At 56.5% G+C, this 22,135-nt stretch carries 16 protein-coding genes; 5 read left to right on the top strand and 11 right to left on the bottom strand.

The window, feature by feature from the left end; genetic code table 11:
• The first annotated feature begins 1,158 nt into the window (after positions 1-1,158).
• Positions 1,159-1,521: a 50S ribosomal protein L19 gene (rplS, locus tag K334_RS0104505; protein WP_021589098.1), complete on the top strand. Its 363-nt coding sequence runs from the start codon at positions 1,159-1,161 to the stop codon at positions 1,519-1,521.
• Between the two features lie 90 nt (positions 1,522-1,611).
• Here rplS and K334_RS0104500 read toward each other — a convergent pair whose 3' ends face one another.
• The 7 genes from K334_RS0104500 to hpt form a co-directional block, all read right to left on the bottom strand.
• Positions 1,612-1,800, bottom strand: a complete 189-nt coding sequence (locus K334_RS0104500) for a hypothetical protein (protein ID WP_021589012.1) — start codon at positions 1,798-1,800, stop codon at positions 1,612-1,614.
• A 40-nt stretch (positions 1,801-1,840) separates the two neighbouring features.
• Positions 1,841-3,022 (bottom strand): phosphoribosylaminoimidazolecarboxamide formyltransferase, encoded by a 1,182-nt coding sequence (locus K334_RS0104495; RefSeq protein WP_025881491.1) that lies wholly within the window; start codon positions 3,020-3,022, stop codon positions 1,841-1,843.
• Positions 3,023-3,045: 23 nt separating this feature from the next.
• The gene (locus K334_RS0104490; protein ID WP_025881490.1) at positions 3,046-4,152 is read right to left on the bottom strand and encodes a M23 family metallopeptidase; all 1,107 of its coding nucleotides are present in this window, start codon (positions 4,150-4,152) and stop codon (positions 3,046-3,048) included.
• 30 nt (positions 4,153-4,182) lie between these two features.
• Entirely contained in the window at positions 4,183-4,962 is a 780-nt protein-coding gene (gene pgeF, locus K334_RS0104485; RefSeq protein ID WP_025881489.1) for a peptidoglycan editing factor PgeF, read from the bottom strand.
• Positions 4,955-6,115 carry a GTPase ObgE gene (gene obgE / locus K334_RS0104480; RefSeq protein WP_025881488.1) on the bottom strand — a complete coding sequence of 387 codons (1,161 nt, stop codon included), beginning with the start codon at positions 6,113-6,115 and terminating at the stop codon, positions 4,955-4,957. Before obgE ends, pgeF begins: the two co-directional genes overlap by 8 nt.
• A 107-nt stretch (positions 6,116-6,222) precedes the next feature.
• Positions 6,223-6,795 (bottom strand): adenylate kinase, encoded by a 573-nt coding sequence (locus tag K334_RS0104475; RefSeq protein ID WP_025881487.1) that lies wholly within the window; start codon positions 6,793-6,795, stop codon positions 6,223-6,225.
• Positions 6,796-6,816: 21 nt separating this feature from the next.
• On the bottom strand, positions 6,817-7,353 hold the full coding sequence (hpt, locus tag K334_RS0104470; RefSeq protein ID WP_021589208.1) for a hypoxanthine phosphoribosyltransferase: 537 nt from the start codon (positions 7,351-7,353) through the stop codon (positions 6,817-6,819).
• An 88-nt stretch (positions 7,354-7,441) separates the two neighbouring features.
• On the opposite strand from hpt, the gene K334_RS0104465 reads away from it, so the two are divergent.
• Both K334_RS0104465 and K334_RS0104460 read left to right on the top strand, forming a co-directional pair.
• Positions 7,442-8,959 carry a bifunctional ADP-dependent NAD(P)H-hydrate dehydratase/NAD(P)H-hydrate epimerase gene (locus K334_RS0104465; RefSeq protein WP_027444580.1) on the top strand — a complete coding sequence of 506 codons (1,518 nt, stop codon included), beginning with the start codon at positions 7,442-7,444 and terminating at the stop codon, positions 8,957-8,959.
• Positions 8,960-9,023: 64 nt separating this feature from the next.
• Positions 9,024-10,079, top strand: a complete 1,056-nt coding sequence (locus tag K334_RS0104460; protein WP_027444579.1) for a DUF4831 family protein — start codon at positions 9,024-9,026, stop codon at positions 10,077-10,079.
• 38 nt (positions 10,080-10,117) lie between these two features.
• Here the strand turns inward: K334_RS0104460 and hutI are convergent, their stop codons facing one another.
• The 4 genes from hutI to ftcD all read right to left on the bottom strand — a co-directional run bounded on the left by hutI (position 10,118) and on the right by ftcD (position 16,708).
• On the bottom strand, positions 10,118-11,356 hold the full coding sequence (gene hutI, locus K334_RS0104455; RefSeq protein ID WP_027444578.1) for an imidazolonepropionase: 1,239 nt from the start codon (positions 11,354-11,356) through the stop codon (positions 10,118-10,120).
• Positions 11,357-11,421: 65 nt separating this feature from the next.
• Positions 11,422-12,903, bottom strand: a complete 1,482-nt coding sequence (hutH, locus tag K334_RS0104450) for a histidine ammonia-lyase (RefSeq protein WP_025881486.1) — start codon at positions 12,901-12,903, stop codon at positions 11,422-11,424.
• A gap of 37 nt (positions 12,904-12,940) precedes the next feature.
• Positions 12,941-14,953 (bottom strand): urocanate hydratase, encoded by a 2,013-nt coding sequence (locus K334_RS0104445; protein WP_025881485.1) that lies wholly within the window; start codon positions 14,951-14,953, stop codon positions 12,941-12,943.
• Between the two features lie 51 nt (positions 14,954-15,004).
• Positions 15,005-16,708: a glutamate formimidoyltransferase gene (gene ftcD, locus K334_RS0104440; protein WP_027444577.1), complete on the bottom strand. Its 1,704-nt coding sequence runs from the start codon at positions 16,706-16,708 to the stop codon at positions 15,005-15,007.
• Between the two features lie 507 nt (positions 16,709-17,215).
• Here ftcD and K334_RS0104435 point away from each other — a divergent pair.
• Together K334_RS0104435 and K334_RS0104430 are read left to right on the top strand one after the other, a co-directional pair.
• Positions 17,216-20,515: a SusC/RagA family TonB-linked outer membrane protein gene (locus K334_RS0104435; RefSeq protein WP_248623502.1), complete on the top strand. Its 3,300-nt coding sequence runs from the start codon at positions 17,216-17,218 to the stop codon at positions 20,513-20,515.
• A gap of 31 nt (positions 20,516-20,546) precedes the next feature.
• A complete protein-coding gene (locus K334_RS0104430; protein ID WP_021589222.1) occupies positions 20,547-22,124 on the top strand; it encodes a SusD/RagB family nutrient-binding outer membrane lipoprotein in 1,578 nt (525 codons plus the stop codon).
• Positions 22,125-22,135: the final 11 nt, after the last annotated feature.

The following is a 22,135-nucleotide window of genomic DNA, read 5'->3' as shown; positions in this document are numbered from 1 at the left end:
GGCGGTCACACCTCCCCCGGTCATCCTGCGGCATGACCGGGGGGGTACGGAGAGGTGAAGCCGGCGGCTTCAACACCCGCAGGAAAGCCTCGGGTGCCGGCACGCAAGCCTGTGCTCCCGCCATCAAGAGGCTGTCGGCGGCGACCATGACCAGCATATCGCCCTTGCAGCTCGTGCCTCCACATGCTTCAAAAATCAATTGGCTATTCCGACGGCTCACCCTTTATACCCGGCAACATCCACTACAAACGTAAAAAGACCAAGGCCTTCGGCCTAGCTTTCTTTGTCACTGGCCAGGCAGGGTAGCTCGCTGCGCTCGCAACCCTTCCCTACAAACAGACCAACCGCTAAGCGGTTGCATGCACAATGCACCGTGGTTATGTTGCAATGAACCAATTTGGGCTTATTAAACAGGCAGCTTTGGGCGCGTGAACGGGCTACTTTTGTTTGTCAAATGGGGTGCTTTTAACTTGTAAACAGGCTGCTCTTGCAACGTCAACGGGTCGCTCTTGCAACGTAAACGCGCTGCTCTGAGACCGGCGTCCGTTTTAATGTCAACTACAACAAGTCGCTCTTGCAACGTGAAAGCTGCCCTTTGGCGTTGTAAACGGGCCGCTCTTGCATTGTAAAAGGACTGCTTTTGCGACGTGGAAAGGCAGCTTCTGCAATATGGAAAGGCTGCTTCTGATTTTCTTTCCACCTGTCTTTACACTTTCCCCATTACACATTTTAAACTTCACACTTCACAATCCTCATTCCATACACTGCACATTTCAAACTTCACACCGCACATTTCACATTCCCCATTGCACATTTTAAACTTCACACTTCACATTCCTCATTCCACACTGCACATTTCAAACTTCACACTTCACATTCCTCATTCCACACTTCACACTTCACATTCCTCATTCCACACTGCGCATTTCAAACTTCACATTACACATTTCACACTTCAAATTTCACATTCCTCATTCCCCACTTCACATTCCCCAAAACGACAAAAATAAGGGGCAATGCGACAAGTAACACGCTGAAAATTTGGAAGAAGACGGAAAAGTCAGTACCTTTGCACCGCTTTTCGGCGTAACCGCTGCCATGCAGAAGAGTTGCAAGGCATGTTGCGTTGGACGACAAACAACATTTAATCATCAAAAAATGGATTTAATTAAAGTTGCTGAAGAAGCATTTGCCACCGGCAAGCAGTTCCCGGAGTTCAGATTCGGCGACACCATCACTGTCGCTTACAAAATCGTCGAGGGTGCCAAGGAGCGCATCCAGCTCTATCGTGGCGTAGTCATCAAGATTTCAGGCCACGGTGACAAGAAGCGCTTCACCGTTCGCAAGATGTCCGGTACGATAGGTGTCGAGCGTATCTTCCCGCTGGAATCGCCCAACATCGACTCCATCGAGGTCAACAAGCGTGGCAAGGTGCGCCGTGCCAAGCTCTACTACCTGCGCAAGCTCACCGGTAAGGCTGCCCGCATCAAGGAGAAGCGTACCGCAACGCCAAACGCATGACGCGTTTGCCTTCAGACCAAGACATAAAAAGAGAGACATCGCATCGGTGATGTCTCTCTTTTTGTTTCCCACAAGCCCGCGGGAGGCCGTTCACTTGTGACGGTTGGCCCGCTGCTCGCGGTATTTCGCCTTCTGCCTGGCCGAGCCGCTGCCGTGCGCCCCGGTCACATACTTCTTCTTCTTGGCCTTGGTCTTCACTTTGTCGGTCTTCGCTCCGCCTTTCGGAGCGCCCCTGAAGACAATGCCACCTTCCAAGATTTCATCGAAATTATCGGACATATCGTTGTTGTTTCAGATGTGTTTGACGTTGTTCTGCGAATCAATGATGGAACAGGCGCACATGGGTGAACGCCATGGCAATGCCATATTTGTCGCAAGTCGCTATGACATGGTCGTCGCGAATGCTTCCTCCAGCCTGGGCAATGTACTCCACTCCGCTCTTGTGCGCACGCTCGATGTTGTCGCCGAAGGGGAAGAACGCGTCCGAACCCAGTGCCACCCCGGTGTTCCGAGCTATCCACGCCTTCCGCTCCGCGGGTGTCAGCAGCTCCGGTTTCTCCGTGAAGAAGAGCTGCCAGACCCCGTCTTGCAGCACGTCTTCGTATTCGTCGCCGATATAGATGTTGATGGTGTTGTCGCGGTCGGCCCGGCGGATGTCTTCCCTGAAGGGCAGGTTCATCACCTTCGGACACTGGCGCAGCCACCATTCGTCGGCCTTGTTGCCGGCCAGGCGCGTGCAGTGGATGCGGCTCTGCTGGCCTGCGCCGATGCCGATGGCCTGCCCGTCCTTCACGTAACATACGGAATTGCTCTGCGTGTACTTCAAGGTGATGAGCGAAATCACCAGGTCGCGCCGCGCTTCGGCCGTGAAAGTCTTGTTCTTCGTGGGAATGTCATCGAACAAGGCAGGGTCGTCGAGCTTCACTTCGTTGCGTCCCTGCTCGAACGTTATGCCGAAGACCTGCTTGCGCTCGATGGGCGCCGGCCTGTAGGCGGGGTCTATCTTGATGACATTGTACGTGCCCTTGCGCTTGGCTTTCAGCACTTCGACGGCTTCGGGCGTGTAGCCCGGAGCGATGACGCCATCACTGACTTCGCGCTTGATCAGCCGTGCCGTGGCCTCGTCGCATACGTCGCTCAACGCCACGAAGTCGCCATAAGAGCACATGCGGTCGGCGCCGCGGGCACGGGCGTATGCACAAGCCAGCGGCGACAGCTCGAACGGAACGTCGTCGACGAAGTATATCTTCTTCAACGTGTCGCTCAAGGGCAGTCCGACGGCTGCGCCGGCCGGGCTTACGTGCTTGAAGCTCGCGGCTGCGGGAAGCCCGGTGGCCTCCTTTAGCTCGCTGACAAGCTGCCAAGCGTTCAGCGCATCCAGGAAATTGATGTATCCGGGACGGCCACAAACGATTTCAATCGGCAGCTCGCCCTCCTCCATGAATATCCTCGAAGGTTTCTGATTGGGATTACATCCATACTTTAATGCCAGTTCTTTCATAAATATATCTGTCTGAATAAATATTAATTCTTCTTTGAGGACAGGCTTCCGTTCTTGCCGAGGGTCAGCGTCGCCTGCTGCAGTTTCTTGTTCACGTGGTCGAAGATGACGGCCGGATTCAGGCGTCGGCCCTTGAATGAGATCTCGAAGTGGAGATGTTCCGTCGTCGCCCTGCCCGTTCGCCCCGTCAGTCCGATGACTTCGCCCGCCTTCACCCGCTGTCCCACCTTGACGAAGTTCTTCGACTGATGGCTGTACAGGGTCTCGAAGCCGTAGCGATGCTTGATTCTGATGCAGTTGCCATAGCCGAAATGCCGCCCCGAAAGCGTGACGATACCGTCGAAGGCGGCCAGGATTTCGTCGTTGGCCTTTGTCTTGATGTCCACGCCCGAATGGCGACGGCGGCCTCCATATGGGCTGATGACGTGGCTGCCCGGAAGCGGATAGGCCCAACGCTCCTTGTCGATACCGGCCAGGTCGAGCTTCAGCTGCGCCTTGTCCGCAAACGCGTCATCCGCGATGTCGGGCTCTTCGGCCTGTCCGTCCACCACCGACACGTCCACATACCGTCCCTTGCCTTTCTTGCAAAGCAGCGTCTGCCGTCTCAGCTTGTGGCTTTTGACTCCCAAAATGGTTTCGGGATTGATTCTGCCGCCATTCACCATGATGGCAAAAGTCAGCTTCCCGTCTGCACCAACGATGGCGATGGTCTGCCCGGCCTTCACCGACTGCCCCACCTTCACAAGGTTCTGCGCGTTGTTGCCATAAACGGTTTCCAACCCATTGCCGTGCCTGACGACGACGACATTGCCGTAGCCGTCCAGCTTGCGCGACAGTCTGACCGTGCCGCTGAACATCGCCTTCACCACGTCGCCTTGATTCGTCGTGATGTCCAGCTGCGCGTTGTTCACCAGTTTGGCCTTGCCGACGGGCAAGGGGAATGAAAATTCCTTGTCGTTGAGAATGCTGAAATCGATGGAAAAAGCATTGGAATGAGCAAACAGGCCGGGGGTCTCAATGCTGATCTGCTGTTGCTCGGCCGCCGTAAAGGGGTTGTTCGCCGGCGCAAAGGCGGACATCGCCACGACGAAGGACAGCGTCGACAGAGCATATCTTAGATAATGGAACATGTTGTTGCGTTTAAGGTGATGGGATGAATGCTATTTCAACAAGATGGCGGTGTAGATCCGCCCGGAATCAATGCCGAGCCTGCGGGCCGAGAAGTATTCGTCCACATGGTCGTAGGTGCAGACCGGGGACATACGGATGTTGCTTTCGCCGACGCCACATCGCATCAATTGCAGGCGATTGCACTGCGGCAGGTCGATGTGCCACTTGCGGTTCTTCACCGCTATCCGCCCCATGTCGAAGCCGGCTTGGCTAAATCGGTCGTAGACTTCTTGACCGACCTCGAAGTTCTTCAGGCTGATACCGGGGCCGACAACGGCCTTCAAGTCGGCGGGAGACGTATGGAAAGCACGCCGCATTTCAGCCACCGCATGCTCGACGATGCGTGCCACGGTACCACGCCAGCCCGCATGGACGGCTGTCGACGCATGATGGACGGGGTCATACAGCAAAACGGGAATGCAGTCGGCCGTCGATATGCCGATGCAGACATTCCGCAGGTTGGTCATCATGCCGTCGATTCCGTCCAGACAGCTCCTCTGTGCTTCTTCCGAAAGCCCGAGGAATGCTTCGTCTATCTGCCTGATATCGGTTCCATGGACTTGGTGTGGTATCAAAACGCGTGCGGCGGCTATGCCCAGTTCCGCCGCCACCATCTGTCTGTTGATGAGGACTTTCCGTGCATCGTCGCCACAAAAACCGTTCAGGTTCAGCTCTCCGTGATTGCCGTCGCTCACGCCTCCCTTGCGCGTTGTCGAGAACGCGACGACATTCTCTCCTATGGAATAGGAATGAAGGACCGGCTTATTCATACGCGAAATCATCCAGTTCCTCTACATCTTCCACTTCCGCGTCGTCCAAATATTCGATGCCGTCGTCGGCTCCCTCGTCGCGCAGCTCGTCGGCGAACTGCGACAGATTCTTGTCGCGGTGCACCAAGGTGTCTTCCGCCGTGATTTCCTGCAATTTGTTGCTCTCGCTGTTCAATTCCTTCCACAGCAAATCCTTCAGCTCGGGCAGTCCTTGGCCCGTCACCGCCGAGATGAATACGGTCGGAAGGTCATTGGGCAAGGTGTCTTTCAACATCTCTATCAGCTCTTCATCCAGCAGGTCGCACTTGGTAATGGCCAAGACACGATGCTTGTCGAGCATTTCCGGGTTGAACCGCTTCAACTCGTTGAGAAGTATTTCATATTCTTTCTTGATGTCGTCCGTGTCCCCCGGCACCATGAACAGTAAGAGGGAGTTGCGCTCGATGTGCCGCAGAAACCGCAGTCCGAGCCCTTTTCCTTCGCTGGCCCCTTCGATAATGCCCGGAATGTCGGCCATCACGAAACTCTGCCGGTCGTGATAGCCCACGATGCCGAGCGACGGTTCCAGCGTCGTAAACGGATAATTGGCGATGCGGGGCCGTGCGCTTGAGAGCGCGGACAGCAGCGTCGACTTGCCCGCATTGGGGAAACCGACCAGTCCGACGTCGGCCAGCAGCTTCAATTCCATGATGACGGTCATCTCCTGCATCGGCTCGCCGGGCTGCGCATAGCGTGGGGCTTGATTGGTGGAGGTGCGGAACTGGAAATTGCCCAGGCCGCCACGTCCTCCCTTCAGCAGTACGACCTCCTGCCCGTCATGCGTCACGTCACACACGAACTTGCCCGTTTCTGCGTCATAGACCACGGTGCCGCACGGCACATCTATATATTGGTTCTTGCCATCCGTGCCGTGACACTTGTCGCGTCCGCCGTTTCCGCCATGCTCGGCAAACACGTGTCGCTGGTATTTCAGGTGCAACAGCGTCCAGAAATTATGGTTGCCACGAAGGATGATGTTACCTCCATGCCCGCCGTCGCCGCCATCCGGACCGCCGTGGGGCTGATATTTCACGTGGCGCAGGTGCATGGAGCCTCTGCCACCCTTGCCCGAGCGGCAATAAATCTTAACGTAGTCGACGAAATTACTTTCCATATATGAGGATAAACGATGTGGGAGGAAGGTTATATAAGGAGAAAAACAAAAGACAAACAAGAGCCGGGCTATGGTGAAAGTCCATAGCCCAGCTCTTCCGTTTGGGTTTAGAGGCTGTCAATCACATTGCAGATGCGAGCGAAAATCTCATCCACAGTGCCCAAACCCTCCACATGGTGGTGCACGCCTTCGTTCTCATACCAGTCGATCAGTGGGGCTGTCTGCGTGTGATATACGTTCAGGCGTTTCTTAATCGTCGCTTCATTGTCGTCGCTTCGGCCACTTTCCTTGCCGCGGTTGATCAGCCGGGCCATCAGTTCCGCTTCGGGAACGGACAGCTCTATCATGGCGGCAATCTTGTGACCGCGCCCTGCCAACATCTCCTTCAGGGCTTCGGCCTGTGGCGTCGTGCGTGGAAATCCATCGAAGATGACGCCTTTGTGGTCTGCCCCGAAGCCGTCATAGACATTGGCCAGAATGCTCACCATCAACTCGTCGGGTATCAACTGACCATTGTCGATATATCCTTTGGCGGTCTTGCCCAGTTCCGTTCCATTCTTGATTTCGCTTCGCAACACGTCACCTGTAGAGATATGGCCCAGGCCATACTTCTCTATCATCTTGTCACTCTGCGTGCCTTTGCCGGCACCCGGAGCTCCGAAAATCACAATATTCTTCATTGTATGTTTTATATTTAAATCTTATTCGTCGAGAACGTAGATGTCTTCCAGCTGCCGACCTTGCTGGTCATAGTCCAACCCATAGCCTACGATGAAGTCGTTGGGGATTTCCATGGCGGCATATTCAATGTTCAAAGGCACTTGCAGCTTGCCAGGCTTCACGAGCAACGAGCAGATGTGGACCGACTTAGGATTCCTTGTGCCCAGCGACTCTATCATCTGCTTCATCGTGGAACCCGTATCGATGATATCCTCAACGATGACCACCGTTCTGTCGGTCAAGTCTTCGTTCAATCCTATCACCTCCTTAATCTTCCCGGTAGACGTCGTTCCCTGATATGAAGCGAGTTTGACAAAGGATATTTCACAAGGTATCGTGATGTTGCGCATGAGGTCTGCCGCGAAAATAAAAGAGCCGTTGAGCACGGCAAGCAGCAAGGGATTCTTACCATCCATGTCCTTGTTCAGCTTTTCGGCTACGGCTTTCACACGCTGTTGGATTTCTTCCTTGGGGATAAACGTCCTGAACGTCTTATCCAAAATTTTGATTTTACTCATTGCGGGGGATTATATAATTTGGTGCAAAAATACGAAAAAAGCATGTAACAGCCGTAGCGTTTTGCATTATTTTTGTAAATTTGCAAGTATGAAGATACTTAACAGTGCTCAGATTCGCGAGCTTGACAACTACACGATAGAGCATGAGCCAATCACTTCGATTGACTTGATGGAACGTGCGGCCAAGGCTCTCACCTTCACCATTTGCGAACAATGGCCTGCAATGGTACCTGTAGTGGTCTTCGCCGGCCCCGGCAACAATGGCGGCGACGCCCTGGCCGTTGCCAGAATGCTGGCTGTCAAAGGCTATGAGGTCAGCGTCTACCTCTTTAATATACACAACCATCTGTCTCCTGACTGCGCGGCCAATCGCCAACGGGCCATCGACTGCCACCAGCTGCACGCCTTCAACGAAATCACCCTCAACTTCGATCCTCCCCAACTCGACAAAGACACGCTTGTCGTCGACGGTCTTTTCGGCTCCGGACTCAACAAACCGCTGGCCGGCGGCTTTGCTTCGCTCGTCAAATACATCAACTCCTCGCCTTGCAAGGTCGTGAGTATCGACATCCCTTCGGGCCTCATGACCGAGGACAACACCTACAACATCCACGCCAATATCATACAAGCCGACCTGACGCTGACGCTGCAACAGAAGAAATTGTCCATGCTCATGGCCGACAACCAGCAGTATATCGGGCGGCTGAAGGTGCTCGACATCCGCCTCTCGCCCGAATACATCAACCGGGTAAAGGCCCATTACACTATTGTGGAGGAGAATGAAGTCCGCTCGTTGCTGCTGCCACGCCCCGACTTCGCCCACAAAGGCGACATGGGGACAGCCATGCTCATCGCTGGAAACTACGGCATGAGCGGCGCCGCCACCCTTTCCACCCGGGCCTGCCTGCGCTCCGGGGCGGGCAAGGTGTACATCCATACACCCAAATGCAACCATGCCATCATGCAGATGAGCGTTCCCGAGGCCGTCATGAGTATCGACAAGGAGGACACTTACTTCTCCCAACCCGTCAATACGGACGACATCGACGCGCTCGGAATAGGCCCGGGACTGGGCAAGAACGAGAATACCGCCATAGCGATGATCGCCCAGGTGCGCGGCTGCCAATGCCCGGTGGTGCTCGACGCCGACGCCATCAACATTCTGGCGAACCACCGTGCCTGGATGCAACAGCTGCCGCAAGGTGTGGTTCTCACCCCCCATCCCGCCGAATTCGACCGACTGACGGGCACAGGCTGCAACGGTTGCTACGACCGGCTGATGAAAGCCAGCGACATGGCGCAGCATTATGGCGTCTACATCCTGCTGAAAGGACATTACTCGGCCCTCTGTCAGCCCGACGGACATATATCTTTCAACCCCACAGGAAACAGCGGTATGGCCACGGCCGGCTCGGGTGACGTGCTCACCGGCATTATCACCGGTTTGCTGGCACGGGGCTATCACCAGCGCGAAGCCTGCCTCCTGGGCATGTATCTGCATGGATTGGCCGGCGACATGGCTGCCAAGGACTTGGGAAAGGAGAGTCTTGTCGCAGGCGACCTTGTACAATATCTGCCCAAGGCGTTCCTTCGCATCAACGACTGATGTCGGCCGTCCCCTCATTTCTCTCATCCATACATATTCACAAAACCGCATTACAACCTCGATTATGAAGAAATACCTCCTCGCCCTTCTCGCTCTTGCCACCTGGAGCACGGCCACGAAGGCACAACTTCCCGTCAACGGTGCCACTTATTTCCTGCCCAAGACTGCCGTGAAGTTCAATATTTTGATTGAAAAAAGCCAATACACGCCCGGCGAAATAGCCAACTACGCCGGCCGATACATGAAGCTTGACAACGTGGGAACGCAACCCGAAACACGCTACCGCATTGTCGGTGTGACGATGCGGCCTGTGGGACTGCCCGACTCGACGAAGCAGTTCACGGCCCTGATTGACAAGAAGCACAGCATCATCAGTCTCGACCGCGACGAAAACGGCGTGCTCATGGCTGTCAACGCCAAGTCAGTGAAGCCGACGGCAGCCCTCCCTTTCCGTCCCGGGCCCAAGGCGAAGGCCGACAATCCGCACGACTACTTCACTGAAGACATTCTGGCAGCGGCCAACAAGCCGCGCATGGCCGAACTCATCGCCCAAGAGATTACGGACATACGCGACAGCCGCAACCAACTGTCGCGTGGCGAAGCCGACTTCATGCCGAAAGACGGCGAACAGCTCAGGCTCATGCTGGCCCAGCTGGCCCGCCAGGAGAAGGCGCTCATGCAGGTTTTCCTGGGAACGACGGTGCTCGACACGCTTGAACGGGAAGTGACTTTCACACCCGAGAAGGACGGCGAGCGCACGCTTGTGTTCCGTTTTTCGCAACACGACGGCCTTGTCGACGCCGACGACCTCAGCGGCACGCCCTACTACGCACAGGTAGAAGACCTCCACACCGTGCAGACCATCAAGCCGATGGTAGAGAACGACGGCAAGAAGTCGAAGGACGACTGCGGCATTGCCGTCAACCTGCCCGGTAAAATCAAGATAACGCTTCTCAATTTTACGGAACCATACGCCTCATTCGAGCTTTATGCCGCCCAGTTTGGCCGTGTAGAACCTCTGAGCGGTGAACTCTTCGGCAAGAAATTCACCACCCATCTGTTGCTCAATCCCGTCACGGGAAACGTGGACCGGCTTGATACGGAACCGCTCGACAAGTAGTAGTTGTGGGTTTGTGGGGGGGATGTAAGGATGAATGCTCACTTATATTCCACCCCTTGCAGGAATACGCGCCGCACAAGGGGCGTCGTATAGGCATAGGGGATGAATTCAATGGAAGGAAGTGGGTCGGTGATGAAGAAGTTGGCCACCTTTCCCCGCGTGATGGAACCGTAGTCGTCGCTCACGCCCATGGCGCAAGCACCGTTGAAGGTGGCCGCATTGATGGCCTCGGCGGGCAACAGCCGCATCTTGATGCAGGCAAGCGACACGATGAACTTCATGTCACCGGAGGGTGTGGAGCCGGGATTGTAGTCGCTGGCAAGGGCGAGCGGCAGTCCACGGTCTATCATTTTGCGCCCCAAGGCGAAAGGCATGTTCAGGAAAAAAGACGTTCCCGGCAATGCTGTCGGGATGGTCTGGCTGTCCAGCAACAGTTCAATCTCCTCTTCGGTCATGCTCTCCAGATGGTCTACCGACAATGCGTCGTGTCGCACGCCTACCTCCACGCCGCCCGACGAAGCCAGTTCGTCGGCATGAATCTTGGGCCGCATGCCATAGGCGGCCCCCGCTTCGAGGATGCGGGCGGTCTCCTCGGGGGTGAAGAAGCCCGTGTCGCAGAACACGTCGATGAAGTCTGCCAACTTCTCCGCGCCTACGGCAGGTATCATTTCGTTGACAACCAAGTCCACATAGTCGCCTTGTCTGCCCTTATAAGCCCGCGAAACGGCGTGCGCGCCGAGGAAAGTTGAAACCACTTTCAGGCGCGTCGTCTCCTTGATACGCCGGATGACGCGCAGCATTTTCAGCTCGTCCTCGGTGTTGAGCCCGTAACCGCTCTTGATTTCCACGCATCCCGTACCCTTCCGAATCACCTCATCCACGCGCCTCATGGCCTGTCGATAGAGTTCTTCTTCACTCATTTCATGCAACCGGTCGGCAGAGTTGAGAATGCCGCCGCCCCGCTGTGCTATCTCGGCATAGCTGAGACCGCGAATCTTGTCGACAAATTCCTGCTCACGACTGCCGGCATATACAATGTGCGTGTGGGAATCGCACCACGACGGAAGCACGGCACCGCCCTTGGCGTCGAAGACTTCCACGCCGGCGAGGCCTGGACAAGCCGCCATGGCTCCGTAATCTGCAATCCGGCCGCCCTCCATCGCCAGATAAGCGTTGGCGATGGTGTTCAACTGCGCAATCTCCTTGCCCTTCAGACATCGTTTCCCTTCGTGTCCGACACCGGCAAGGAGTCCTATGTTTGTTACGATTTGTTTCATGATAGCATTGCTTCTTTTTCAACGCTTCCCCTCTCCGTTAGGAAAGGGGAAGCAGGATGAGAAACTCATTTTCTTAAAAATTCCACCGATTTGGCGATGTGCGGCGCCATGAACTCATCGTCGTCGATGAACGGCACCACCTTTCGGTAAGCCCCATGGATGGCCTCGATGGCCGGAGACGACTTCAACGGGCGGCGGAACTCCAAGGCCTGAGCGGCATTGAACAGTTCGATGGCCAGCACCCGCTCCGTGTTCAGCACCACCTGGTAGAGCTTTGTGGCCGCGTTGGCACCCATACTGACGTGGTCTTCCTGGCCTTGCGACGACGGAATGCTGTCCACCGACGACGGCGTACACAAGGTTTTGCTCTGGCTGACGATGGAGGCGGCCGTGTATTGCGGTATCATGAACCCGCTGTTCAGCCCCGGTTTGGCCACCAGGAAGCTGGGGAGGTCGCGCGTACCGGACACGAGTTTGTAGATGCGTCGCTCGGAAATGTTGCTGAGTTCGCACAGGGCGATGGCGAGAAAGTCCATCGGTTGCGCGATAGGTTCGCCATGGAAGTTGCCCGCCGAGATGACGAGATCCTCGTCGGGGCATACCGTCGGGTTGTCCGTGGCGGCGTTGACCTCGATGTCTATCACTGATTTCACGTAGGCGATGGTGTCTTTCGAGGCGCCATGCACCTGCGGCATGCAACGGAAAGAGTAAGGATCCTGCACATTCACCTTGGGTTGCCTGATCAGTTCGCTGCCTTCCAGCAGTTCGGTAATCCGCGCGGCCGTCCTAATCTGCCCCTGGTGCGGCCGAACCGCGTGTACGGCGTGCGTGAACGGCTCGATTCTGCCGTCGTAGGCCTCCAGCGACATGGTGCCGATCTTGTCCGCCCAATCGCTCAGACGCTCACTTTGCAGGAGCGCCCACACGGCAAAGGCATTCATGTTCTGCGTTCCGTTGAGCAGGGCAAGTCCCTCTTTTGAGACGAGTTGGATGGGCTGCCAGCCCATTCTCTCCAACATCTCCGCGCCGGAGACGACTTCTCCCTCGTATTCCACCTCACCCATGCCAATCAAGGGCAGGGTCAAGTGTGCCAAAGGAACAAGGTCTCCCGATGCGCCCAACGACCCTTGCATATATACGATGGGATAGATGTCGTTGTTGAAGAAGTCTATCAGCCGCTCCACGGTCTGCAATTGGCAACCCGAATAGCCATAGCTGAGCGACTGAATCTTCAGCAGCAGCATGATTTTCACTATCTCGTTGGGCACTCGTTCGCCCACGCCACAGGCATGGGACATCATCAGGTTTTTCTGCAACTGGGACAGACTGTCCTTGCCGATGGATATCTTGCAGAGCGAACCGAAGCCGGTCGTCACGCCATAGATGGGTTTGTCGGACTCTTTTATCTTGTTGTCGAGATATTCCCTGCACCGAACGATGCGATGTCGTGCGTCTTCCGACAGTTCGAGCTTGGTGCCTTTCTCGATGATTTCACCTATCTGCTCTATCGACAGGTGCCCGGCACTGATTTGATGAATCTCTTTCATAGTCTTGTAAGCAATGTTTTAGGAAAACGAATCAAGGTTATTGGAATGTCGTATTGATGATTTCGTCGTCCACGAGATTGGGAAGCGTGACGCGAAGGCTGGGCGTGCGCTCCATCTCCCGCCTGATGGCGTCCATCGATCCCGCGTTGCGGGCCCAGCTGCGACGGGCTATTCCGTTGTTCACATCCCAGAAAAGCATTTCCCGAATGTGGCGTTCGGCCTCGTCAGTGCCGTCCACGACCATGCCAAAACCGCCATTGACGACCTCTCCCCAGCCTACGCCGCCGCCGTTGTGGATGGACACCCACGTCGCGCCACGGAACGAATCGCCGATTACGTTTTGGATGGCCATGTCGGCACAGAACTGCGATCCGTCGTAGATGTTGGACGTTTCACGGAACGGAGAGTCCGTTCCCGACACGTCGTGATGGTCTCTACCGAGCACGACGGGGCGCGAAATCTCTCCCTTGCGTATCGCTTCGTTGAACGCCAGGGCTATCTTCGTGCGTCCTTCCGCGTCGGCATAGAGAATGCGGGCCTGCGAGCCCACCACCAGATGGTTCCTGCCGGCCTCCTTTATCCAAAGGATGTTGTCGTCGAGCTGGCCGATGATGTCGGGCGTGGCCGTCTTGCGAATCTCCTCCAGCACTTCGGTGGCGAGGCGGTCGGTGGTCTCCAGGTCCTTCGGGTCGCCCGAAGAGCAAACCCAACGGAACGGTCCGAAGCCGTAATCGAAGAACATCGGGCCCATGATATCCTGCACATAAGAAGGATAACGAAAAGTTCCGTCGTCGTTGACGATGGCCGCTCCCGCGCGACTCGACTCCAAGAGGAAGGCGTTTCCATAGTCGAAGAAGTACATGCCGCGGGCTGTCAGCCGGTTGATGGCGGCCACCTGGCGACGCAACGACGCCTGAACCTTTTCCTTGAACAGCGTCGGTTCCTCCGCCATCATGCGCTTTGACTCTTCCAACGTCAGGCCTACGGGATAATAACCGCCGGCCCACGGGTTGTGCAAAGAGGTCTGGTCGCTGCCCAAATCCACGTGCATGTCCTCCTCCGCGAGCCGTTCCCAGAGGTCCACCACGTTGCCCACGTAGGCCATGGACACCGTGCGCTTCTCCTCGACAGCCTTCAACGCGGCGGGAACAAGCTCGTCGAGCGAGGTGTGGAGTTCGTCCACCCATCCTTGGTCGTAGCGTTTCTGCGCCGCCAGCGGATTGATTTCGGCCGTAATGCTGACCACGCCGGCGATGTTTCCGGCCTTGGGTTGCGCGCCGGACATGCCCCCCAGTCCGGAAGTGACGAACAGCATGCCCTTGATACTGGTCTCACCGGCCTTCAACCGCTTGCGGGCGGCGTTCAGGACGGTGATGGTCGTTCCGTGGACGATACCTTGCGGGCCGATATACATGTAGGAACCGGCCGTCATCTGGCCGTACTGGCTGACCCCGAGGGCGTTGTCACGCTCCCAATCGTCGGGCTTCGAGTAGTTCGGAATGACCATTCCGTTGGTCACCACCACGCGCGGCGCATTCTTGTGCGAGGGAAACAGGCCGAGCGGATGGCCCGAATACATGACGAGAGTCTGCTCGTCGGTCATCTCGCTGAGGTATTTCATCGTCAGACGGTATTGTGCCCAGTTTTGGAACACCGCGCCGTTGCCGCCATAGGTAATCAGTTCGTGCGGATGTTGCGCCACAGCCTTGTCAAGATTGTTCTGAATCATCATCATGATGGCCGCCGCCTGCCGCGACTTGTGCGGATATTCGTCGATCGGACGGGCATACATCTCGTAGGTGGGACGGAAACGGTACATATAGATACGGCCGTATTGACGCAGTTCTTCGGCAAACTCGGGTGCCAGCGTGGCGTGAAACTTCTTGGGAAAATAGCGCAACGCGTTGCGAAGGGCCAGCTTCTTTTCCTCGGGCTTGAGTATATCCTTGCGCTTGGGCGCATGGTTGATGGTGACGTCGTAGGCCTGCGGTTCAGGCAACGTGTCGGGAATGCCGGCACGGATGTCGGCTATAAAGGCTTCTTTGTTCATCTTTGTTTAGGTTATCGTTCGTTGAAGGTGGAAAATGGTCATGTACCTATATTATAACTTGGCCTCGACAATCTTCATGATCTCGGCTTCCGCCGTGTTGGCTTGGGCTATCAACGCGTTCGCCTGGCCCACCAGCCGGTCAGCCGCGGCCCTATCCTTCAGTCCACCCGCGTTGATTTTCACGTTCAGTCCGGCTCCCAGCACGGCCGCACGGGCCGCCAAGACACCCACACCGGCGTCGGAAACGCTGTTCGGGTTGCCTTCTTCGGCCATGGCACGGCACAGTTCAAAGACCTTGATCGACGCCTGCATCGTATGGAGCGGCACTTCCGTGGCAAAGAGGGTGGCTTCCTGGATGGCCACCGTGCGCGCCGCCTTCTCTTCGTCCGTGCCCTTGGGCAATCCGAAGGCCGCCATGATGCGGTTGAAGGCCTCGGTGTCTTCGTCGACGAGCGTCATCAGCTCGGCCTGGATGGCCTGGCCACGCTCTGCCCAAGTACTGAACTCCTCCCATCGGTCGTCCCATCCGGCCTTGTGGCTGGAGAGATTGGCCACCATCGTGCCTAGCGCGGCGCCGAGCGCACCCATATAGGCCGATATGGTGCCGCCGCCGGGGGCCGGAGACTCGCGTGACGTCTCGTCGGCAAAGCCCTTCACGGTGAGGTCGATGAGCTTCTTGCTCTTGTGGGCGTCCTCCAACAGATACTCGATGACCTTCTCGCGCGGGTTGAAAGGCTTCAGGTCGTCGAGTCCCATCGACTTGATGGCAATCTTCAAGATGTCTTCTTCCGGAATACCCGTCGAACGGTTCTGCTTCTTCAGGAAATATCTGCCCGCCTCGATGAGCGTCCGCTTCGGTATGAGCCCTACGATTTCGGTGCCCGTCACACGGATTCCACGATTCTGCGCGCAACGGCATACCTCGTCGAAGGCCACGTGGAGCGGCGTGACATTGATGTCGGTGATGTTCATCGACACCTGCGCAATGCCATACTCGTCGATGAACCATCCGATGGCCTTGGTGCTTTTCAGCGTGCCCGGTATCATGATGGTCTTGCCGGCGGCATCCTTCATCGGCTTGCCCACGGGCGAACCGCCCTCCCGCTGCGGGCGTCCTTTCTCGCGCACGTCGAAGGCGATGGCGTTGGCACGGCGCGTGGAGGTGGTGTTGAGGTTGAAGTTAGTGGCGATGAGGAAGTCACGCGCGCCCACGGCGGTGCAACCCGTGCGGGCCAGCTGCTCGTCCCACGCACGGGCACCATAGTCGGGTGCGTCGGCGGGGCTTGTCATCCGCTCGGGAAGCCCCTCGTATTCGCCTTTCCGACAGACGGCAAGGTTCTTGCGCTCGGGCGTTGCGGCGGCAGCCTCATAGCAATAGCAAGGCACTTTCAGTTCGGCGGCAATGCGCTCCGCCAGCTGACGGGCCAGCCGCGCACACTCCTCCAGCGTGATTCCGGCCACTGGGATGAGCGGGCATACGTCCGTTGCGCCCATGCGGGGATGCGCGCCGTGGTGCTGGCGCATGTCGATGAGCTGCGCCGCCTTCTTCACACAGCGGAAAGCGGCCTCGACAACCACCTGCGGCTCGCCGACAAAGGTCACGACGGTGCGGTTTGTGGCCTCTCCCGGGTCTACGTCGAGCAGCTTGACACCCTTTACACGCTCTACTTCGTCGGTAATTTGCTTGATTACTTCTTTGTTGCGTCCTTCACTGAAGTTGGGAACGCACTCAATGATTTGTTTTTCCTGGACCATACTTATTGTGGATATAAAACTTTAGCGGTTTAGATTTCGGGCATAAATATACGAACAACTTGCCGAAAGACAAAATATTTGAGCCAAAACAATGCAAACATGCCGCTTATTCGCCCTCGACAAGCGCGTCGTCCGCCATCCGTGATCGCTCGCCGCCCAACGACGGCCTACACGCCGCGCCGCCACGAAACGCCAAAAGGCCACTTTCAGCCTGTAAAAGCAGGCCGGTTACAAGCTCAAAGCTGCCCTTTCAGCCGCTGAAAGGGCAGCTTTGAGGTCGTGAAAGGGCTGCTTTTGCAAAACGGTCTTGCAGCAACGGGGTGGTCGAAGCGGCGCAGCGGTGGGGGAAAACGGGGGATTGAAGGCGGTCAAGATGTTTTTTTGCAATAAAATTAAATTATTATTACAATCGAATACGTAATTTTCGATGGTGTGTTGTTATGAGTTATAGTAGTGAGATTCAAATTACACATTAATAACTTAAACATTTTAATTTCGTATCCAACCATGGACAAGAAGCACTATGAACATGGCTTGACGTTGTGCAAGGCTATTCTGGTACTCTTCCTCCTCTGCGTTCCGATGCAGCGGAGCTGGGCCCAGGTCAGCTTTTCCACGCAACGCGCCAAGCTCGAAACAGTGATTAAACAATTGAAAGACAAGTCCAAGTATCGTTTCTTCTACAACGACGCCTTGGCGAAGGTCGAAGTGAACGCGGTTCAGGCCAAGAACGAATCGCTCAAGAGCATTCTCGACAAGCTCTTCGCGGGCACCGGTATCAGCTATCGCATTGTCGACAACGTGGTCTATCTGTCTAAAGACGGGAAGAACGCCGTACAGAAGCCGCAGCAAAAGAAGACCGTGGCCCCGCATGTGGTGGAAGGCACGGTGACAGACGCCAGCGGCGAGCCGCTCATCGGCGTGAGCGTCCAGGTGAAAGGCACCTCGCAGGGTACGGTGACCGACCTCGACGGCCGCTATTCCTTCACCACCGAAGAGGCCAATCCCACGCTCGTCTTCTCCTACATCGGCTACAGCACGCAGCAGGTGGAGCAGAAACAGCGCGGCAAGATCGACGTAATGATGAAGGAGGAGAGCCACACCCTCAACGATGTCGTTGTGACGGCACTGGGTATCAAGCGTTCGGAGAAGGCCTTGAGCTACAACGTGCAGAAGCTCGGCGGCGACAACGTGAACACCGTGAAGAACGCCAACTTCATGAACTCGCTCAGCGGCAAGGTGGCCGGTGTCAACATCAACGCTTCGTCGGCGGGCATGGGTGGCGCCACGCGCGTCGTGATGCGTGGCCCAAAGTCCATCACCCAGAGCAACCAGGCGCTGTTTGTCATCGACGGTATCCCCGTGACCGACCGCAGCCAGGGCGAGATTACGGGCGGAAGATACTCCTCCCAGCCGGGCTCCGAGGGCATTGCCGACGTCAACCCCGAGGACATCGAGAGTATTTCGGTGCTCAGTGGTCCTGCCGCCGCCGCGCTCTACGGTTCCGCCGCCGCACAGGGTGTCATCATGATCACCACGAAGAAGGGCAAGGAGGGCAAGGTCAGCGTGACCATCTCCAACAGCACGCAGTTCTCCCGGCCGTTCATCATGCCCGAGTTCCAGACCTCTTACGTCAACAGATCCAATGAAGTGATGTCATGGGGAGACAAGAAGACGTCGCAGTTCGGCACCTACAATCCCAAGGATTTCTTCAATACGGGAACCAATATACAGAACAATGTGTCGCTGACGACGGGCACTGACAAGAACCAAACCTACATTTCGTTGGGCACAACGAATGCCAAGGGGCTCATACCCAACAACGCCTACAACCGTTACAACTTCACTTTCCGCAACACGACGAGCTTCCTGAACGACAAGATGACGCTCGATTTCGGTTTCAACTACATTCTGGAGAACGACCGCAACATGACCGCGCAGGGTGAATATTTCAACCCGCTCACGGCCGTCTACCTCTTCCCGCGGGGCGAAAGCTTCGACGCGGTGCGCACGTTCGAGCTTTGGGACCCCAACAGAAAGCTCTACAAGCAGAACTGGAACTTCGGCGACGCGCTCAGCATGCAGAACCCTTACTGGGTGGCCAAGCGCATGGTTCGCACCAACAAGAAAGGCCGCTACATGGTGAACGGCAGCTTGAAGTATCAGCTTGCCGACTGGATCGACCTCACCGGCCGTCTGCGCTGGGACGATGCGGCCACCAAGCAGGAGGACAAACGCTACGCCTCGACCATCAATCTCTTCGCCCATTCCGACTACGGGTACTACGGTTACGACAAGATCAACGACCAAAACCTCTACGGCGACTTGATGGCGAACGTGAACAAGACCTGGGAAACGTTCAGTATCGGGGCCAACATCGGCGGTTCTTTCTCACGCACCAAGTATGACGTGACTGGTTTTCAGGGCGGTTTGAAGGCTCCGTCCAACGTCTTCTCGCCCAACGCCATCGACTACAGTCAGGTCACCAACGACAACAGACCTATCTTCGACCTGAACAAGCACTACATCAATTCCTTGTTCGCCAACGTCGAACTCGGTTGGCGCAGCATGCTCTACATGACCCTCACCGGCCGCAACGACTGGGATTCGGCCCTCCATGGCACCGCCCACAGCTCGTTCTTCTACCCATCGGTGGGCATGTCGGCCGTCATTTCGCAGATGGTCAAACTGCCGAAGTTCATCAACTACATGAAGGTTCGCGGCTCCTGGGCCTCCGTAGGTTCGGCCATCAAGCCCAACATCTCCTCCATGTGGCGTTACAAGTACAACCCCTCGTCGGGCACCTACGGCACCGTGACCTACAAGTTCCCCGACACGTTCTATCCCGAGCGCACCGATTCCTGGGAAGCCGGACTGACCGCACGCTTCTTCGACAACGCGCTGACGCTCGACGTAACCCTCTATCACTCCAACACCCGCAAGCAGACGTTCCTCCGTTCCATCCCTACGGCGCAGGGATATGACCACGAATACATCCAGACGGGTAACGTGCGCAACCGTGGTATCGAACTTTCGCTCGGCTACAACAAGGCCTGGGGCGCGTTCGAGTGGAACACCACGTTCACCTACAGCGCCAACCAGAACAAGATCATCCAGCTTTTGGACGACCCGAAGGAGACTCTCAACATGGGCGGACTCAACGGAATCGACCTCATTCTGCGAAAGGGAGGGACGATGGGAGACGTCTATACCACGACAGACTTCAAGTATGACGCCGACGGCAACATCGCGCTCGACAAGACCGGCAACGTGATGCAGCGCACACTGACCAACCCCGTCTACCGCGGTTCGGTGCTTCCGAAGGGCAATCTCGGTTTCTCCAACGAGTTCTCCTACAAGGGTGTGACCCTCGGCTTCCTCCTCACGGCCCGTCTGGGCGGCATTGTGATGAGCCAGACGCAGGCCTATCTCGACCAGTTTGGCGTGTCGAAGGCTTCCGCCAAGGCCCGCGACAACGGCGGTATCGCCGTGAACAGCGGCAAGGTCGACGCCGAAGGCTATTACGCCGTGGTCGGTGGCGGCAATCCGATATGGTCGGAATACATCTACAGCGCCACCAACGCCCGCTTGCAAGAGGCCCATCTCAGCTACACGCTGCCCAAGAGCCTGCTCAAGACCGTGCGCGTGACCCTCGGACTGACGGCCCACAACCTCTTCATGCTCTACAAGAAGGCGCCGTTCGACCCAGAGTCGACAGCCTCCACAGGCACCTATTACCAGGGATTCGACTACTTCATGCAGCCCAGTCTCCGCTCCTTGGGCTTCAACGTGAACGTGAAATTCTAACATGTAAAACAGTAATTTAGAAATCATGACAATGATGAAAAAACATATTCGTGGCGCAGCCGCCATCAGTTTGATTGCCTTGATGGGCCTGGGAAGCCTCTCGTCGTGCACGGCTGGCTTTGAAGAAGCCAACCGTCCGGGCAACGCCACCTCGGCTGAAGAGCTGGGACGGGACAACTATACCGTAGGTTCTTTCCTTGTACAGATGCAGAATGCCGTGTTCCCGGAGCAGGAGAACGCCTATCAGATGGACGAAGACCTCATCGGAAACTATCTCGGACGCTATTTCACCTATGTGAACCACGGGTTCAACAGCGCCAACTTCGCCACCATGAACGCTCCGGCGGGCTGGGTGAACTGGCCTTTCAAGAACATCACGCCCAAGTTCGTGTCGGCGTTCAAGGAGATTGAGCGTCTCGGCGAGGGCCGCAAGGACATCAACTATGCGTGGGCGCTCATCCTCAGGGCACAGGGCTATCTGCGGCTGACCGACAAGTACGGCCCGTTCCCCATCGGTTTGGAGAAGGACGCCAATGCCTATTCGTCGCAGGAAGCCATCTACAACAAGCTGATTGCCGACCTCGACGAGGCTTCGGAGATACTGAAGACGGCGATGGCAGGCAACGAAGGCCTGGTTGTTAGCGCCATGTATGACAAGGTTTATGGCGGAAAGATGGCCAACTGGCGCCGCTTTGCCCATTCGCTGAAGCTCCGTATGGCCATCCGCATGCGCTTCGCCGACCCCGAGAAGGCCGAGAAGTATGGCGAGGAAGCCGTTGCCGCGGGTGTCATTGAGCAGAACGACCAGAACTGTACCATCGCTTACGTACCGCTGGGACTGCACAAGACTTCCGTGGAGTGGGGCGACAGCCGTGCCTGCGCCGACATCGAGAGCTATATGAACGGCTATAATGACCCGCGCTTGACGAAGTATTTCAAGGACGTGGAGAAGCGTCCGGCAGGTGGAAGAGCCATCGTCGGCTGTCGGGCCGGTGCTAAGATTGGCAACAAGTCGGTGGCTACGCCCATCTATTCGGCCGCCAATGTGGAGACCAACACCCGCGGTGTCTGGCTCACCGCCGCTGAAATGGCTTTCTGTCGGGCCGAAGGGGCCATGGCGGGCTGGGCCAACATGGGCCGTTCCGCACGTGAATGGTACGAAGAAGGCATACGCCTTTCGTTCAAGCAGTGGGGAGCCGGTGACGCCAGTGAGTATATCTGGAACGGTTGGCGCCAACCTGGTTCCTACAACGACGCCGAAGGTGGCTTCGGAAGCAATGCCCCTGCGGTGAGCAACATCACCGTCATGTGGCAGGACAACGACTCGGAAGAACGGAAACTGGAGCGTCTGATTGTGCAGAAGTGGATTGCGCTCTTCCCCGACGGGCAGGAGGCATGGAACGAAATACGCCGAACGGGCTATCCGAAGGTGTTCCCCGTGGAGCAGGGAACAGGCTCCTACAACATGAATGTGCCCAATCGCATTCCGTTCTCCAGTACCGAAATTACGGAGAATCCCGAGAATCTGGAGAAGGCCAAGCTGCTTTTGGGCGGCAAAGACGACTACGCTACCATGATGTGGTGGCAGAGAGCGAAACATTCCAAGTAACTTATATCATA

This window comes from Segatella baroniae DSM 16972 = JCM 13447, from assembly GCF_000426585.1.
GTDB lineage: Bacteria > Bacteroidota > Bacteroidia > Bacteroidales > Bacteroidaceae > Prevotella > Prevotella baroniae.
Note: the sequence above shows the minus strand (reverse complement) of the source record. Positions and strands in the feature narration are given on the sequence as shown.

Coding starts and splice junctions, on each gene's coding strand:
- rplS (WP_021589098.1), top strand. CDS start 1,159: ATGGATTTAATTAAAGTTGCTGAAGAAGCATTTGCCACCGGCAAGCAG.
- K334_RS0104500 (WP_021589012.1), bottom strand. CDS start 1,800: ATGTCCGATAATTTCGATGAAATCTTGGAAGGTGGCATTGTCTTCAGG.
- K334_RS0104495 (WP_025881491.1), bottom strand. CDS start 3,022: ATGAAAGAACTGGCATTAAAGTATGGATGTAATCCCAATCAGAAACCT.
- K334_RS0104490 (WP_025881490.1), bottom strand. CDS start 4,152: ATGTTCCATTATCTAAGATATGCTCTGTCGACGCTGTCCTTCGTCGTG.
- pgeF (WP_025881489.1), bottom strand. CDS start 4,962: ATGAATAAGCCGGTCCTTCATTCCTATTCCATAGGAGAGAATGTCGTC.
- obgE (WP_025881488.1), bottom strand. CDS start 6,115: ATGGAAAGTAATTTCGTCGACTACGTTAAGATTTATTGCCGCTCGGGC.
- K334_RS0104475 (WP_025881487.1), bottom strand. CDS start 6,795: ATGAAGAATATTGTGATTTTCGGAGCTCCGGGTGCCGGCAAAGGCACG.
- hpt (WP_021589208.1), bottom strand. CDS start 7,353: ATGAGTAAAATCAAAATTTTGGATAAGACGTTCAGGACGTTTATCCCC.
- K334_RS0104465 (WP_027444580.1), top strand. CDS start 7,442: ATGAAGATACTTAACAGTGCTCAGATTCGCGAGCTTGACAACTACACG.
- K334_RS0104460 (WP_027444579.1), top strand. CDS start 9,024: ATGAAGAAATACCTCCTCGCCCTTCTCGCTCTTGCCACCTGGAGCACG.
- hutI (WP_027444578.1), bottom strand. CDS start 11,356: ATGAAACAAATCGTAACAAACATAGGACTCCTTGCCGGTGTCGGACAC.
- hutH (WP_025881486.1), bottom strand. CDS start 12,903: ATGAAAGAGATTCATCAAATCAGTGCCGGGCACCTGTCGATAGAGCAG.
- K334_RS0104445 (WP_025881485.1), bottom strand. CDS start 14,953: ATGAACAAAGAAGCCTTTATAGCCGACATCCGTGCCGGCATTCCCGAC.
- ftcD (WP_027444577.1), bottom strand. CDS start 16,708: ATGGTCCAGGAAAAACAAATCATTGAGTGCGTTCCCAACTTCAGTGAA.
- K334_RS0104435 (WP_248623502.1), top strand. CDS start 17,216: ATGGACAAGAAGCACTATGAACATGGCTTGACGTTGTGCAAGGCTATT.
- K334_RS0104430 (WP_021589222.1), top strand. CDS start 20,547: ATGATGAAAAAACATATTCGTGGCGCAGCCGCCATCAGTTTGATTGCC.